Consider the following 15,961-nt stretch of genomic DNA (forward strand, 5'->3'; position numbering starts at 1 on the left):
AGACGGCGTTCATGCTAAATTATCAACACACTGATGCCTCTCTTGCGGGTTTTTCTCATCGGGTAAGCGTGGTAGTTTTACTCATCAATGCACATTCACACCTTGCAATATTATTTGCTAAACATCAGCTAGGTTTTATGACGTCACTCAACACCATCCCTTTTTCATTACTTGAACTGTCTTCGATGCGCCAAGATGAACACTTTGCCGACACGTTAAAAAAAAGTACTCAGTACGCCCAACACGCCGATCAGCTCGGCTTTCATCGATTTTGGTTTGCCGAACACCACAATATGCAAGGTATCGCCAGTTCAGCAACTGCTGTACTGATTGGGCACGTTGCCAATCACACTGAGCACCTTCGCGTTGGCTCTGGCGGGATCATGCTGCCAAATCATGCCCCTTTGGTCGTCGCTGAACAATTTGGCACTCTCGACAGCTTGCACCCCAATCGCATTGATCTTGGCCTTGGCCGTGCTCCGGGCAGCGATGCCTCGACCAGCCAAGCTCTTAACCGTGACCCAAGCCGAGCCGACCGCTTTGAGCAAGAAGTCACCGAGTTGCAGACCTTACTTGGCCCGCATCAAGCGGGGAAAAGCGTTCGTGCCTACCCTGGTGAAAATAGTCAAGTGCCGATATGGCTGCTGGGCTCTAGCCTATTTAGTGCCAAGCTAGCGGCTAAAAAAGGCTTGCCTTATGCCTTTGCCGGCCATTTTGCTCCGCGCTATGTATACCAAGCGGTCGATGTGTATCGTCAACATTTTACGCCTTCGGAACACTTATCAAAGCCTTATGTCATGGTGGCACTTCCCTTGGTCGCCGCCCAAACCGATCAACAAGCACAATATTTAAGCAGCACACAAAAGCAACGTATTTTGGCCTTGCTGCGCGGGGAAGGCTTGTGGTTAAAACCGCCTGTCGATTCGATGCAAGGTTTATGGACCGAACAAGAGCGCGCTTTCGTCGATGACTTTTTAAGCCTCAATGTCTGTGGTGGCCCTATCAGTATTCGCCACAAACTTGAGCAATTGCTTAACACGCTTGCCATCGACGAGCTCATGTTTACCAATGATATGTATCATCACCAAGATAGATTGACGGCGCTCGATATTCTCGCCGAGATCAAGCAATAGCCCTCTGCCCCTAACATTCATTAACGGGGCAATAGTGGCTACCGTGAGTAACACTCTTGTCAGTAAACACACTGACGTTTTAACTCGGGCTCACATTGTGTCACTCACGGGGGAATAATCGCGCTTTAAAACGAATAATAGTTGTCATTTCAGTCGATTATCTCTGATAATGGAGTATGACTTTGTTAGGAGAACAAACATGACCGAATCACCGATAACTCAGGCGAGTGATTTTTTTCTCAATAGCGCCCCTTTAATTGTTCACTACGGCATCAATATTATTGCTGCTGTTGTGATTTTTATTATTGGTAATTTGCTTGCCAAACTATTAACTAAACACTTGGCCCACTGGTTAGAACGAAAAAATGTCGACAAAACCATCAGTGGATTTGTACGCAATGTTACCTATTACGGCTTGATGGCGTTTGTGCTGATCGCTGTCTTGAGCAAGGTCGGTATCGATACCGCCTCTGTGATCGCGGTACTCGGTGCGGCGAGTTTAGCGGTAGGACTGGCTTTAAAAGGCTCGCTAGCCAATTTTGCCTCGGGTATTTTGATTATTGTTCTGCGTCCGTTTAAATCTGGTGATTTTATCGAGGCCGCTGGCGTTTCTGGTACTGTACAAAACATTCAAGTGTTTTCGACCTTGTTAAAGACCGGTGACAATCGCTTGATTGTGGTGCCGAACTCATCCATTTTAAAAAAGCCGATCACCAATGTATCCCACTTCGATACTCGGAGAATTAATTTTACTTTTGCCGTCTCTTATCAATGTGATTTGAACCTGGCACAACAAGTCATCAAGCAAGTGATTGAAAGTGATCCGCGAGTACACTCTGACCCAGCAGTCAAAATCGGCGTGAGTGCCTTAAATGATTCTTCAATTGAAATCATTGCCCGCCCGTGGGTGAATCGCCAAGACTATTGGGCTGTATATTGGGATATGAACTTAGCGATTAAGCAAGCTTTTGATGAGAACGGAATCAAAATTCCTTTCAAACAACTCGATGTGCATCTCCATCAAGTCCAAACAAAGTAACTCCCCTACCTTACTAACGCGTAAATCAACCATGCCGCATCAGGTGCGGCATGGTTGGTCAGATAACGCCATCAACTATGATTTTGGGTAGTTAGATGGGAAAAAGGCGCGACGCGCTTCTTCGTCAAACTCGGTTTTAAATTCAATCCCCTTGGCAATATCGCGGGCTCGCTTCGCAGCCGGCCTTTCATTGATTGATTCAAACCAACGCGCCAGATTTGGGTAAGGCGCCAAGCCCTCTTCACCGAGTACGACCGGCGCTTTGTCAATCCATCCCCACGCAGCAACATCGGCAATGGTGTATTCGTCACCGACAATAAACGCTCGGCCTTCAAGGTGGGCATCGAGTACTTCGTAATGACGCTGCGCTTCACGCAAGTATCGGTTTACGGCGTACTCTAATCCTTCTTTAGGCGCGGCGTGTCGAAAGTGAACACATTGACCAGAATACGGACCAAGACCCGTGGCGATAAACATCATCCACGACAGCAGCTCTGCTCTATCTTCCGCTTTACCGCCTAACTGACCGGTTTTTTCCGACAGATACATCAAAATCGCGTTGGAATCAAACACACGCTGACCATCGTCTTCAATCGCAGGGGTTTTCCCATTGGGGTTGATAAGACGAAACTCTGGAGTGTGTTGATCGCCTTTTAAGGTGTCAACCGGGACAAGTTGAAAGTCCAAGCCCGTTTCTTCAAGAAACAGAGCCACTTTCATTGGGTTGGGCGTGTGGTGAAAAAAGAACTTAAGCATAGTAAAACTCCTTGTAGTTGAACGTTCATTCAACCACAACTTGAACGGTCGTTCAAGTTGTTTTCATTTTCTGAACCAAAAACAAAAAAAAACGCAGCCCGAGGCTGCGCTTTGTGTCATTACAGTAATAAGGAGCGATCCTGACCTAGCGACGTCGACGCCACAGTGCCAAAGCAGACATCAGCACTAAGCCCCATAAGCTCGAACTGGCGGCCGAACTTCCTGAGCTACTGTCGGTTGTGGTCGTTGTGCTTTCGGCAACGGTGATGGTCGCCGTTTCGTACTCGTAATCGCCATCGGTACCTGAGATTTGCTTGGTCAAGGTATAGTCACCCTCTTCGGTCATGGTCGTCGATAAACTGACCCACCCTTGCTCAATCAACTCTTCTGTTAAAGTAACTTGACTGCTCGAGTCCTCATCAGTTGCAGCAAAGGCGCTAACCGTAGATTGTTTCGAGGCCGTCAAAATAACACTGTCTCCCGTATGGAGCTGAAAATCCCCCAAGACCGTCAAATCGAACAGCACACTTAACGGCTCATTGAGCATCGCTGCTGTTGGGCGCTCTTCAACACCTGCTGGCGGGTTAATCGGCTCTGACGGAGGCGTGACCGGCTGGGCTTGTTCATCCGAGCTAAAAGAGAATACCACCACCGCTGGGTCGTGATCGGAGGAGCGATACATATCGTCATATTTAGTCAAGTCACCAGAGTACTCTGTGGTGTAATCGACATAGGTTGACTCAGACGCGTTGATGTTCCAATCCATCGCATCAACGATGACACTCGCCGTATCAGCATCCGCTAAAATATAATCCAGTGTGCCAAGGTAATCATCGTAAGAATAACTGTATGACTCCGGGTGTTGCTGTTTGATGACGTTCACATAACCAAATGCGTCACTAAGCGCTTCAGGATCACTGCCATCCATTGCTTCATCACCAACAAAGGTATCGCGCGCTGGCGTGACTGTGTAACCATCGGGCAATTCGGTTAACAACAAAATCGGATCTTCACTGGCATATGAGTTAAGATCGCCCATGATCAGCTTGTAACCATCAATCTGCGCCATTTGTTCACCGAGGTGCTGAGCGGCGGAGACCCGCAAGTTTTCACAGCTGCCTTGGTTATCGACATCCTCTTCATTTTGTAAGTTAACGTCTTCCCAACACGTTGACCCTTTTGATTTAAAGTGATTGACCGACACCGTGACCAAATCGCCAGTGGCGTTCACTTCAAAGGTAGGGGTAATGGCATCGCGTTGATAGTTATCAACATCTTCCCCTTCTGTCGCATGCTGCTCTGGCATCGCGATAACGCGGAACGTATCAAGGGTTACCACATTGGGTTTAAAGATAACGTTATTGGTGATGGCATCAGTGCCAATATAATCGTAATCATCACTCGAGATATACGCGTATTGATCCGCTTCATCCTCAATGAGTGCATTGATCTTAGTCACGAGATCAGCAATAGCAGAATCCTCACCAAAGCCGTTGTTTTCGATTTCCATCAAACCGACAATATCTGCATCCAGCGCCACAATCGCTTTGGCTATTTTGGTTCCCTGACGGCTAAACTCCTCTGCACTTTCTGCGCCGCGATTATCGCCGTAAGGGTTTTGCGCACCGCCAAATGGCGAGTTAAAATAGTTGAGTACATTAAACGTGGCAACGCGAAGATCACCATCAATAACCTCAGGTGACGTGGTGCGATCATTATTGTGAATGAAGGTGTCGCTGGTCGCTTCATTGGTCACATAAAGTCGGTACTCACTGTAAGAGTAACCCAGTACCCCTTGCAAACCATCGATGGTATCATCAACGCGAATATAATCATCACTGGTTGTGGTCCCATCCGCCATCGGTACTGAGCTCTCGACCAGAAAGTCTGGATACCAAGGCACTACCCCGTTGTCAGCGTCTTCAAACGATTCGATAAACAAGCGATAGTCGGCATTCGTCGCCGCTTGAGCAGCGGACTCATCTGAGCCAGGTACATTATTTTGATTAGGATGTAAATTGACGCGGTTATAAGCGGCCACCATATTGTATCGGTAGGCATCATAATCAAAACTGTAAGTACGCGTCACACGCATCTCTTGCTCAGCAGTAAGATTAATCAACATCCCCTCGTGACGCTCTAGCGTTTGAGAAAAGCTTTCATCACTGTCTGCCATCACCAAATCGACCGCTTCAACGCTGACATCAGTGTCTTCAATGGCATTAATTGTGGTATCGATTAGCTGTGTCCAACCGTAGTTTTCATAGGCTTTGCCGGTCACAGTGACGGTATTGCCAAGGGCTATCTCACTGCTGTCCGATTCGATAAACAAACCATCTGAAGTGGTGGCATCTCCATCGCCATCGACATCTTGTAAGAAGAAACCTTGAGCGATGTCGTTGCCTAAGGCGGTCGTTTGAATCGCCGTCACCACCCCCGTCACTTGGTAATAGTCTTCTGATTCATAGGCGTCATCGGCAATCAGCGGTGAACTCCAATCCGAGCCTTGGATGGCCATGATGGTGGTTTCAATGCCAACGACCTCTTGTTCTTCTGTCTCCTCAACATCAAGATTTCCCAAGCCATCAAAGGTATCTTGATCGTAACTTTGCCAATTATTGGCATCATAACTCGTCGCAGCGGTGAGGCTGATTTTTCTCAGTGTTTCTTCTTTGCCCCAACCGCTTTCTGTTGGCACATCCCCAACAATGTCGACTAACGTCTCGCCATCAAACAGACCAACGGCATCGCCGCCATTGTGATACAGGGTCGACGTCGCCAGTGTATTGATATCATCGCTTAAGGTAAAATCCGCGGAACTGTTGTAAACAACAAGTAACTCACCGGCGCTTAATGTCCCACTTAAAGAAACCATTGCTGTGGGGGTTTCATCGCCATCTTTGTAGCGGGAAAGTGAATAGGTGGAAAGGTCAAGGTCACTGCTACCCGCGTTATAAAGTTCAATGGCTTTATTATTGCCACTGCCTTCAACGTATTCGGTGATCATCAACTCGGCATGAGCAGATAGCGGTAGGCTAGCCGCGACCGCGATGGCTAAAGGTGTCATTTTCATTACTGTCTTCCTTGATAGTCAAAGTGATTGAAATTTCGACTATTTGTGAGTGATTAATATACAAATCTGGAAATTTGAGACAAAAAAAACCACCCTAGTGTATAGGGTGGTTTTAAGCGTCAATCTTTACTCTGTGCTGTCGTCGCGAATGATACGCTCATCAACGACACTTGAATCAAAGATGTCATCAGCGATATCAAAGGCGTTATCCGCATCTGGGTAGAACGCTGCTAAGTACTCTGCCAGTGCATCTTGCTCGGTACCGGCATCGGCAAAATCAGCATTGCCAATATCTGTCATCGCGGCTTGATCGTCATTACCAGCTAAGTAAGTGGCATCGGTACAATAGGTGCCATTGTAAGTACAGCTAAACGGATAACCATCGCCTTGCTCAAGTAGGTAACTTAGAGTCACAACACTAAAGCTGCGAGTTTCATCGCCTTGTATTACACCATCACTCACAACAACATCATCACCCACGACCAACTCACGTACACGTTCGCCCTCGGTATCCACTGTGTAAGTATTGTCATCACCCAGTGTCGTCGCAATCGCGGTGTAGCTCGGGTCATAGGTAAAATTCAAGCCCGCAAATTGACCAAATTGACCAGCAGTAACAGTTTCATCACCGGATACGGTTGCTGCCACGGCGTGCTCAACCAGGTCTTTTAACTCTGCCGCGGTGACGTCAATCACAGCCAGTTCGTTGTTAAACGACAACGCCGTTTGGATATCGTACTGTGAGATGTCCCCTTCCGCTTTACCAGCGGCGTCATAGGCTGCCGGTGGGTAGTACTCAAGATCATCGGCATTGGTTGAACCTGCGGGGTATTCGTAATAACCAATGGCGGCGCGAATACCACCACCGTTTTTGATCGACACTTGCACGTCAGAGATTTCTTGCTGCGCATACCACAAGTTGGCATCAGCCGTCAGGTCGCCAAGCGAGGTTTCTTCGGAGCGAACTTGTGCGCGAATACCGTTGATGAACACGTCGGTATGACCAAAAATGTTGCCTTCCGCTTCTAGCAATAGGTCGCTAACGGCGTCGGTTACCGTATCCACTTCGGTGTTGGCTGCGCCGCCAAGCTCTGCGACCATGGTATCATCACTGACATACACGCCACTTTCATCAGCATCGACCGTGCTGGTAATGATTTGACCGTCTTCGTCAAAACCAATCACCAATCGACCAAGGTATTTATAGTCACCATCAACGTTGACCAGCGCCACATCATTGCCATCAACATCTTGATAAAATAACGGGTAATCATCTGCCGCGGTATCACCGTCTAACAAACGGTCGGTGGAATCCGCGAGCAGTGTGTTCGAACCGCCGGCCACAATGATGTCAACACCAGAAAGCAACGTCGCGAGCTCTTGCTCAACCGAAATGGTTTGCATGTGCGCTAATAGAACCACCTTGTTGACACCTTGATCAATTAAAGCATCAACCTCGGTTTGAATGATCGCGGCAAGTTCCGTAGTGTCATCACTCTCTGGAGTGACAGTCACATCGCCCGTTGAAGTAATGTCTTCTTCGGTTGGCGTGGTGGCACCGACAATACCAATCGCTTCACCATCGACAATAATAATGGTTGAAGACGCTAAGCTATTGGGGATATTACTGGCAAGTTGAATATCATCAACGACATAATCAGCGGTATTCTCATCAGCAGAAAAATCCATATTGGCGCTTAGGTATGGAAAATCAGCGCCAATATAGGTATTACCGCTCTCATCATCGGTTTCTTGAGCAATGATTGAAGCAAATTCTGCCGTGCCACCATCGAGGTCGTGGTTACCAACGGCAGAAGCTTGTAAGCCCATTTCATTGAGCCAAGCAATGTGGGCACGACCCACGCCAGGTACGTTGATACTAGACACATCGGCCATGGAATCATCATCCGCTGCATCATAGACAGAGCCTGGAATGTAGTTATCCCCTGAACTTAAAAACAGTGTGTTGTCTGGGTAATCGGCTTTTAGTGCGGCCAGGTTGCTGGCAAAATTACCAACGTTTGCCAGCGCATCAGAATTGGAACCATCAATATCTGAAACGTGTAAAAGTTGTAACGTAAAGGCGGCACTGACCGTTTCCTCGGTTGTGTCATCATCATCGTCGCCATCTAGGCACCCAACCAGTGGGGTAACCAAAAGCGATGCTGCAATCAGTTTCGCGAGCGTACGCTTTTTAAATTCAGGGAAAATCATCGTAATCTCCAAGCTAATCCAAGTTTAGTTTTTAATCGTTCCTTGCGTGGAAGTCTTATTTTTATAACGCGCCATAAGACTGGTCCAACTTGATTAAGCTTATGTGACGATCGGGTGATATTTGTATTGATTATTATATTTAAGTCGCAAATATGTGAGCGCAATCGTTTACGCACCATTCAAAGTTTGAGCTTAACGGTTATTTTTAGCCCACTCATAGGCACTTAAATGCATAACAAATAGCTAAGCCACTCGCTGTCTTTTTTATAATGCAATCGGATTAGTATCCGGTAATGGGCAAATAAAAATCGAGTTCAAAGCGCTCATCGGGATCGGTGAAGTGATTGGTTTGATAGCAAGCATAAGCGGGAGTGGCTGCTAATTTAAAGCCGGATTGCGGTAACCATTGCGACAAGATTTGGCCAATCTTTGGCAGCATATCGCCATACTTTCCGGCAAGGTGAAAAACCGCATGTCGGCCTCCGGGGATAATCAGTTGATTAACTTGACCTCGAACCCGTACCGGCTTATCAATCGCAATACAGGCAACGTAATGACAATGTTCTAATGCCACCCAGGCCGGGTTGGAATGATGTAAGCCAATTTGAGTGGTCACTGAACGCTGCTCTTGCTCTGCCCACTCTAAAAGCTGATGCCAGGCTTGACGTATGCCGCGATCGTAGCCCCGGTGACGAACATAGGCCATCATTTGCGGTTGAGTAAACACCACAGAAGGCCTTGGCAGTGGCGTTTGCACCTGGACTTGGTAGTGGCGGGCTTTATCCTCATCCAAGCGAAAACTCAGCGGCACGCGATGATTCTCTGATGACTGACGCCATTGGCCCGGCGTTTCATGAAACGTCGCCTTGAACGCGCGACTGAATGAAGATAATGATGAAAAACCGCATTTTTGAGCAATCTCATCGACATTGGCCTCACCGTCAAACATCAACTGATTCGCCGCAAACTCCATGCGGACACGGCGCACATACTGATGGACACTCTCGCCCACCACTTGTTTGAATACTCGGTGAAAATGCGCCTCTGAATAAGCCGACACCTTAGCTAAATAAGCCGCGGATAACGGCTTTGCGATGTCTTTGTGTATTTCGTATAACGCGTCGTTGATCCGAGAACGGTGAAGAGAAGGCATGATGAAATCGCATAAATGGACAAAGACAATAGCATAAATGGACACATCGCTTTCAGCAAGAGCCGTTATGATAGTTGCCACTATTTTTTGCCTTTCACCGTTCAGGAACTGCCATGGAAATTGCAACATCGCTAAAACGCATCCCTTCATCTTACATTCGTGAGATTCTCGCCGCTGTCAATAATGACAATGTCATTTCTTTAGCCGGCGGGTTACCCGATGAAGATACGTTTCCGATTGAACTGATGAAAGGCTCAATTGAAGCATTGATCACCTCCCCTGACGTTTTTCAGTACGGTTCAACGGCGGGTTATGCGCCTCTTATCACTTTTCTGCGCGATTACTTCACTTTGCCAGACGATCACCAAGTGATGATTACCACAGGTTCACAACAAGGACTTGATTTGATCGCTCGTGCTTACATTAACCCAGGCGATGTCGTTGTGATGGAAGCACCAAGCTACCTTGGAGCCACGCAAGTCTTTGGTTTAGCACAAGCCAATATCGCTACCGTCGACCAAACGCCGACCGGCCCAGACTTAGCACAACTAGAAACCGTCTTTAGCACTCAAAAGCCCAAGCTATTTTACGCGGTTCCCGATTTTCACAACCCAACCGGGATCAGTTGGGATCTCAATACTCGTCAAGCCGTCGCCGCATTGTGCCAACAATACAACGTCGCCTTTGTCGAAGACGTCCCTTACCGTGAATTGCGTTTTCAAGGTGATTTTTTACCTTTAGTCTCTGAATTTTGTCCTCAACAAGCGATTGTACTGCGTTCATTTTCTAAAATTGCTTCGCCGGGATTGCGCCTTGGCTCTGTCACCGGAAAGTCTGATTTTCTCGACCCGATGATTAAAGTTAAACAAGGGGCAGACTTACACTCTAGCGTACCGATGCAAGCCATCTTACTTGGTTTGCTATCCAACCCAGGGTTTCCTGAGCACTTAGAAAAAATTCGCCATTTATACCAAGCCCGCTACGAGACCCTATTCGCAGCATTGCGCCAAGATTTGCCAGCACAATGTCAACTCGATGCCATTGAAGGCGGAATGTTTGTCTGGTTAACCTTACCGCCATGTGACACCTTTGCGCTGGCGAAAACACTGCTTGCTGAAGGCGTCGCGGTTGTGCCAAGTCCCGTCTTTTATTCGGATCCAGAAAATCAACCGAGCGCCTTGCGATTGAACTTCACCAATGGCACGCCTGAAGAGTTGATTGAAGCCGCTGGTAGACTCAATCGCGTATTAGCCAGCGAATTGAGCCAGTAAACACCTTGGCAGGAGGAGCACTCTTTCGACAACGTAAAGAGTGCTCCTAAACCAAGCCTGCGTCGCTTTTTCGTTTCACTTTGCCGCCGATTCCCCCCACACGAAACCGCTTTTATCGTTATTTATTGTTAATATCAAATAAGTTATATTTTTTTGATCTATCTATTCTTTTGGCTAAAACTCTTTATGTGCTTGTTATCACATTATTAATTGGTTACTTTTAATAATTTGTTACAATTAAATAAGGAAATAGCGATGCCCTTAGCTCGTTCTTTGTCTGTGTTGGCCTTGGCAGTCAGTACCTCATTTAGCGCCAATTTACTGGCCAAAACCCCAGATAATACCTTAGTGGTCGCACAATCTTTGGATGATGTCACCAGTCTCGACCCCGCTCAAGGTTTCGAGCTAACATCAGTACAAAGTTTTACCAACCTCTATCAGCGCTTAGTTCAATCTAATCCACAAAATCCCACTGAGCTCATGCCAACGTTGGCCACGACTTGGACGACAAGCGCTCACAGTATTGACATGAACTTACGCGATAATGCGAACTTTGCTTCTGGAAATCCACTGACTGCAGATGATGTCATTTTCAGCCTCGCACGTGTGGTAAAACTCAATCTGGCCCCTTCCTTTATTTTGACTCAGCTTGGCTGGACCCCAGACAACGTCGACCAACATCTCATCAAAACCGGTGATCACTCGCTGCGCATTACTTGGGATGCCGATGTCGGTCCTTCTTTTGTCCTCAGTTTACTGTCGGCTCCTGCGGCGTCTATCGTCGATAAAAAAACGGTGTTGACGCATGAAAAAGACGGCGATCTTGGCCACCAGTGGCTCAACACCCATTCTGCGGGCAGCGGCCCTTTCAAAATCCGCAAGTACGTTCCTCACCAAGCCCTTCTGATGGAAGCCAATGCCAGTTCACCGGCTGGGGCACCGAAAAGCCAATACTTGTTATTGAAAAATGTCCCGGATGCCGCAACACGTCAATTGTTGCTTGAACAGGGCGATGCGGACATCATTCGCAATCTCGGCTCCGATCAGTTCTTATCGCTACAAGGAAAAGACGGCGTGAAAACCCTCGCACTGCCTTATGCCTCTTTGTATTACTTGATGTTTAACGCAGACAACCGCGATAACCCTGATTTGGGCAAGCCAGAGTTTTGGCAGGCGGCACGTTGGGCGTTTGATTATCAAGGCATTGCAGAAGATTTGATGCACGGTCAATTCCAAGTTCAGCAATCGTTTTTACCTCAGGGTTTTAAAGGTGCATTGACCGATCAGCCTTATCAGTACGATCCACAAAAAGCGCGTGAGATCCTTGCTAACGCTGGAATAAAAAACCCTCACTTCACTCTTGCCGTCAGTAACCAGCCTCCTTACTTAGACATTGCGCAAGCCCTGCAAGCGAGTTTTGCCAAAGCCGGTATTGACGTTGAGCTCATCCCCGGTGTGAGTAGCCAAATCGCTACGGATGTCAAATCTCATCAGTATCAAGCGACCGTCACCGCCTGGGGCCCCGATTATTTTGATCCCAATACCAATGCGTCGGCGTTTGCTTACAACCCAGAAAACGGCAGTAAAACCCTCGCTTGGCGCGCCAATTGGCATATCCCTGCTATCAGTAAAGCAACCTTAGCCGCTCGCGCTGAAACCGACGACGTGAAACGCACTGAGATGTATGAATCCATTCAAAAAGAGGTTCGCGCTCAATCACCTTTTGTTGTCGGCTTGCAAAACAAGAAGTTAGTCGCATTGCGTGACAACATCCAAGGTTACGTTCAGGGCATTACGCCTGACATGGTTTACTATCAAAACGTATCAAAATAATGACACAATACCAATCCAAGGCTGGTGATCAACACCAGCCCTTTTTATCACGTCGGCATCCATTTTTTTTGCGTCTTCAACAAGCCTTCACCGGGTTAGCGTCGTTTGCGTTAACCATCATTGGCCTGTTGATATTCACCTTCTTACTGTCGCGAGCTGCGCCGATTGATCCTGCATTACAACTGGTTGGCGACCACGCCAGTGAGGCCACTTATCAACAAGCCAGAGCAGAGCTCGGTCTGGATCAACCACTTGTGGTGCAATTTAGTCACTACGTCGGTCAATTACTGCGTGGGGACTTGGGGGTTTCACAGATCACTCAACAACCGGTGTTAGAAGATTTAAAGCAGGCCTTTCCGGCGACGATTGAACTGGCAACCGTTGCGATGCTACTGGGCGCCATACTCGGCATCAGTTTGGCGATACTCGCTGTGTATAAGCCCGGTAGTGTGCTCGACCATCTCGCACGATTGATATCCTTACTCGGCTATTCAGTACCGGTTTTTTGGCTCGGCTTGTTGGGCTTATTGTTGTTCTACGCCAAACTGCATTGGTCGGCAGGCCCTGGTCGTCTTGACGATATTTATACTTATACCATGGCGTTTGACAGCGGATTTGTTCTTTGGGATACCTTGCGCACTGGCGACCTTGACATCATAGGTAATGCTTTTGCTCACCTATGGCTTCCCGTGGCCGTGTTGGCCTTGCTATCGATGGCTTCTATCACCCGATTGTTGCGCGCTGCCATGCTTGAAGAGAGCAATAAAGAGTACATTTTACTGGCCAAAGCCAAAGGGGCTAGCCGCTGGCGTATTGTCTTTATTCATATCTTTCCCAATGTTTTGGGCACTTTAATTACCATTCTGGCTTTGTCTTACACCAGTTTGCTCGAAGGCGCCGTATTGACAGAAACGGTCTTTGCTTGGCCAGGGCTTGGCCGCTACCTGACCAGTGCCCTATTTGCCTCAGATACTTCTGCGGTACTGGGCCCGACCTTGCTCATCGGTACTTGTTTCATCTTACTCAATGCCATCGCGGATGCGTTAACGCGTTGGGTCGATCCGAGGACGCGTTAATATGTCTATCTCTGATTTCTATCGAGCCGCTCCACGCTTGAATACCTTCACCATCGGCAGCGTTTTGGTTGCTTTGTTGGTGTTTATTGCCCTATTTGCTCCTTGGCTGAGTCATTTTGACCCCAATGCCCAAGACATTTCCCAGCGTTTACTGCCCCCGAGTAGCCAACATTGGTTTGGTACCGACCGTTTCGGCCGAGATCTGTTTACCCGTGTGCTCTATGGTGCCAGACCGACTCTCATCCTGGTCAGTTTGGTGATCGTATTAACGGTGCCAACGGGACTGTTGATTGGTATTTGTGCCGGTTACTTTGGCGGATGGATTGAGCGTATTTTGATGCGGTTTACCGATATTGTCATGTCACTGCCAAGCCTAGTGATCGCCTTGGCTCTGGTGTCTATTTTAGGCCCCAGTTTAATGAATGGCGCTTTGGCGCTTGCCTTTACCAGTTGGCCTTCGTTCGCGCGTCAAGCACGTACCGAGACCTTAGCACTGCGAAAAAGTGATTATCTTGCAGCCGCTAAAATGCAAGGCATTCATGGGATCCCCTTAATTGCTGGGCATATACTGCCCTTGTGTTTGCCCAGTGCCATTGTGCGCGCGGCGCTCAACCTCGGCGGTATCATTTTAGCCGCGGCGGGGCTTGGGTTTCTCGGTATGGGCGTGCAACCACCGACGGCAGAATGGGGCTCAATGGTCGCCAGTGGCAGCCGAGTTATTTTTGATCATTGGTGGGTCGCCGCTGTCCCGGGGTGCGCTATTTTACTCGCCAGTCTCGCCTTTAACTTATTAGGCGATGGCCTACGCGACAAATTGGATCCTCGTCATGCAAACTAATCCTCTTATCGACATCGATAACCTCTCGATACAACTGCCATCCGGTGACAAACTCGTCGACGGTTTTTCTTTATCCTTAGGTCGCGAACGCGTTGCCTTAGTCGGCGAGTCGGGGTCGGGTAAGTCCCTCACAGCCAAAACCTTGATGGGGTTACTGCCCTCGGTGTGCCAGGCCAAAGCCGACCAAGCGCAATTGTTAGGTTCGCCCTTGCTGACAATGAATGAAAGGCAATGGCAAGGTGTCCGCGGCCGCGACGTTGCCATGGTGTTGCAAGACCCTAAATATGCCCTCAACCCCTCAAAAACCTTGTTTAAGCAAGTTGAAGAACCGTTAAAATTACATCAAACCTTGCGCCGAGCAGAGCGACGAGAGCGGGTGTATGACATGCTCGAGGCAGTCGGCTTACCCAAGGTCAAAACACTGGCAAATAACTACCCTCATCAGTTATCCGGAGGCATGGGCCAACGCGTGATGTTGGCAATTGCCTTGATAAACCAACCTAAATTACTGATTGCCGATGAGCCGACCTCGGCATTAGATCACGTGATGCGCGATCAAGTTCTCGAGTTGATTTACCGCCTGACTGAGCAGCGCAATATGGGTTTATTACTGATAAGCCATGACTTGCAACAAGTCGCGAATTACTGCGATCGCGTCTTAGTCATGTATCAGGGCCAGATTTTAGACGCGTTACCTGCTGACCAACTGCCAACGGCCAACCATCCTTACACCAAAACGCTATGGTCTTGCCAACCGCATCTTGAAAAACGTGGCAAGCCCCTACCGGTGTTAAATCGCGACGCTTTGGAGAATAACTATGTCAGCCGTTAACCTACAGAACGTGAGTGTCACTCATGTCAATGGCCAGCAACGCAATACCGTGGTTCACCAAGTCTCACTGACGGTCGAATCCGGCCAGTGCTTTGGCTTAGTCGGACCATCGGGCTGTGGCAAATCTTCACTGCTTTGGGTATTGGCTGGGCTTAACCCTCACTGGCAAGGTGACATCACGCTAGCCGGTCATAATTTAAAGCCGCAACAAGTCTTTAAAGGTCAATTGAGACAAGATGTGCAAATGGTCTTTCAAGACCCTTACGCCTCTTTACACCCTAAGCACACGCTATATCGCACTTTGTCAGAGCCGTTAAAAGGGCTACCTAAAGCGCAGCGACGAAAGGAGATTTGTGTCTTGTTTGAGCAAGTCGGCTTATCACCTGCGATGCTCGAACGCTATCCGCATCAACTCTCTGGCGGTCAGCGTCAACGCGTGGCCATTGTGCGAGCTTTACTGTTAAAACCCAAACTCTTATTACTCGACGAGCCGACATCTGCCCTGGATATGTCCGTTCAAGCCGAGATTTTAAACTTGCTCAACGACCTCAAGCAGCAACATCAACTGACCATGATCCTAGTCAGCCATGACCCCAATACCATTGATTACATGTGTGACAGTTCTGTGCATATGAACAACGGGAAAATCACGCGGCGCGTGGATTATTAAGGGAACTGGCGTGAGCTGTGAGCTAAAGTCGACCATAAAAAACGCAAGGCAAACACTGAGGTTTGCCTTGCTA

General features: G+C 48.1%; 12 protein-coding genes. 8 read left to right on the forward strand and 4 right to left on the reverse strand.

The features are described 5' to 3' along the window. Nucleotides 1-11 precede the first annotated feature (11 nt). Both AB0763_RS08810 and AB0763_RS08815 read left to right on the forward strand, forming a co-directional pair. Nucleotides 12-1,133, forward strand: coding sequence for an LLM class flavin-dependent oxidoreductase (locus tag AB0763_RS08810; RefSeq protein WP_306100381.1), 1,122 nt, complete (start codon nt 12-14; stop codon nt 1,131-1,133). A gap of 199 nt (nt 1,134-1,332) precedes the next feature. After that, complete coding sequence (locus tag AB0763_RS08815; RefSeq protein ID WP_306100382.1) at nt 1,333-2,172, forward strand: mechanosensitive ion channel family protein; 840 nt, start codon at nt 1,333-1,335, stop codon at nt 2,170-2,172. A 75-nt stretch (nt 2,173-2,247) separates the two neighbouring features. Here the strand turns inward: AB0763_RS08815 and AB0763_RS08820 are convergent, their stop codons facing one another. From AB0763_RS08820 to AB0763_RS08835, 4 genes are all read right to left on the reverse strand, one after another. Continuing rightward, nucleotides 2,248-2,928 carry a glutathione S-transferase family protein gene (locus tag AB0763_RS08820; protein WP_306100383.1) on the reverse strand — a complete coding sequence of 227 codons (681 nt, stop codon included), beginning with the start codon at nt 2,926-2,928 and terminating at the stop codon, nt 2,248-2,250. Nucleotides 2,929-3,073: 145 nt separating this feature from the next. Continuing rightward, nucleotides 3,074-6,001, reverse strand: a complete 2,928-nt coding sequence (locus AB0763_RS08825) for an ExeM/NucH family extracellular endonuclease (RefSeq protein ID WP_306100384.1) — start codon at nt 5,999-6,001, stop codon at nt 3,074-3,076. 126 nt (nt 6,002-6,127) lie between these two features. After that, nucleotides 6,128-8,215: a bifunctional UDP-sugar hydrolase/5'-nucleotidase gene (locus tag AB0763_RS08830; RefSeq protein ID WP_306100385.1), complete on the reverse strand. Its 2,088-nt coding sequence runs from the start codon at nt 8,213-8,215 to the stop codon at nt 6,128-6,130. A 280-nt stretch (nt 8,216-8,495) separates the two neighbouring features. After that, nucleotides 8,496-9,368 carry a GyrI-like domain-containing protein gene (locus AB0763_RS08835; protein ID WP_306100519.1) on the reverse strand — a complete coding sequence of 291 codons (873 nt, stop codon included), beginning with the start codon at nt 9,366-9,368 and terminating at the stop codon, nt 8,496-8,498. 113 nt (nt 9,369-9,481) lie between these two features. Between AB0763_RS08835 and AB0763_RS08840 the strand changes: the two genes are divergently transcribed. From AB0763_RS08840 to AB0763_RS08865, 6 genes are all read left to right on the forward strand, one after another. Further along, nucleotides 9,482-10,639, forward strand: a complete 1,158-nt coding sequence (locus tag AB0763_RS08840; protein ID WP_306100386.1) for a PLP-dependent aminotransferase family protein — start codon at nt 9,482-9,484, stop codon at nt 10,637-10,639. Between the two features lie 255 nt (nt 10,640-10,894). Further along, nucleotides 10,895-12,472, forward strand: a complete 1,578-nt coding sequence (locus AB0763_RS08845; RefSeq protein WP_306100387.1) for an ABC transporter substrate-binding protein — start codon at nt 10,895-10,897, stop codon at nt 12,470-12,472. Then, nucleotides 12,472-13,548, forward strand: coding sequence for an ABC transporter permease (locus tag AB0763_RS08850; protein WP_306100388.1), 1,077 nt, complete (start codon nt 12,472-12,474; stop codon nt 13,546-13,548). The genes AB0763_RS08845 and AB0763_RS08850 overlap by 1 nt, the downstream gene beginning before the upstream one ends. A gap of 1 nt (nt 13,549) precedes the next feature. Further along, a complete protein-coding gene (locus AB0763_RS08855) occupies nt 13,550-14,386 on the forward strand; it encodes an ABC transporter permease (RefSeq protein WP_306100389.1) in 837 nt (278 codons plus the stop codon). Beyond that, entirely contained in the window at nt 14,376-15,218 is an 843-nt protein-coding gene (locus AB0763_RS08860; protein WP_306100390.1) for an ABC transporter ATP-binding protein, read from the forward strand. Before AB0763_RS08855 ends, AB0763_RS08860 begins: the two co-directional genes overlap by 11 nt. Further along, entirely contained in the window at nt 15,205-15,888 is a 684-nt protein-coding gene (locus AB0763_RS08865; protein ID WP_306100391.1) for an ABC transporter ATP-binding protein, read from the forward strand. Before AB0763_RS08860 ends, AB0763_RS08865 begins: the two co-directional genes overlap by 14 nt. Nucleotides 15,889-15,961: the final 73 nt, after the last annotated feature.

The organism is Vibrio sp. HB236076 (assembly GCF_040957575.1).
In the GTDB taxonomy this organism is placed as follows: Bacteria; Pseudomonadota; Gammaproteobacteria; order Enterobacterales; family Vibrionaceae; genus Vibrio.

Excerpts from the sequence above, each read along its gene's own strand:
- AB0763_RS08820 (WP_306100383.1), bottom strand. The coding sequence starts at position 2,928 with ATGCTTAAGTTCTTTTTTCACCACACGCCCAACCCAATGAAAGTGGCT.
- AB0763_RS08855 (WP_306100389.1), top strand. The coding sequence starts at position 13,550 with ATGTCTATCTCTGATTTCTATCGAGCCGCTCCACGCTTGAATACCTTC.
- AB0763_RS08865 (WP_306100391.1), top strand. The coding sequence starts at position 15,205 with ATGTCAGCCGTTAACCTACAGAACGTGAGTGTCACTCATGTCAATGGC.
- AB0763_RS08850 (WP_306100388.1), top strand. The coding sequence starts at position 12,472 with ATGACACAATACCAATCCAAGGCTGGTGATCAACACCAGCCCTTTTTA.
- AB0763_RS08835 (WP_306100519.1), bottom strand. The coding sequence starts at position 9,368 with ATGCCTTCTCTTCACCGTTCTCGGATCAACGACGCGTTATACGAAATA.
- AB0763_RS08860 (WP_306100390.1), top strand. The coding sequence starts at position 14,376 with ATGCAAACTAATCCTCTTATCGACATCGATAACCTCTCGATACAACTG.
- AB0763_RS08815 (WP_306100382.1), top strand. The coding sequence starts at position 1,333 with ATGACCGAATCACCGATAACTCAGGCGAGTGATTTTTTTCTCAATAGC.
- AB0763_RS08830 (WP_306100385.1), bottom strand. The coding sequence starts at position 8,215 with ATGATTTTCCCTGAATTTAAAAAGCGTACGCTCGCGAAACTGATTGCA.
- AB0763_RS08810 (WP_306100381.1), top strand. The coding sequence starts at position 12 with ATGCTAAATTATCAACACACTGATGCCTCTCTTGCGGGTTTTTCTCAT.
- AB0763_RS08840 (WP_306100386.1), top strand. The coding sequence starts at position 9,482 with ATGGAAATTGCAACATCGCTAAAACGCATCCCTTCATCTTACATTCGT.
- AB0763_RS08845 (WP_306100387.1), top strand. The coding sequence starts at position 10,895 with ATGCCCTTAGCTCGTTCTTTGTCTGTGTTGGCCTTGGCAGTCAGTACC.
- AB0763_RS08825 (WP_306100384.1), bottom strand. The coding sequence starts at position 6,001 with ATGAAAATGACACCTTTAGCCATCGCGGTCGCGGCTAGCCTACCGCTA.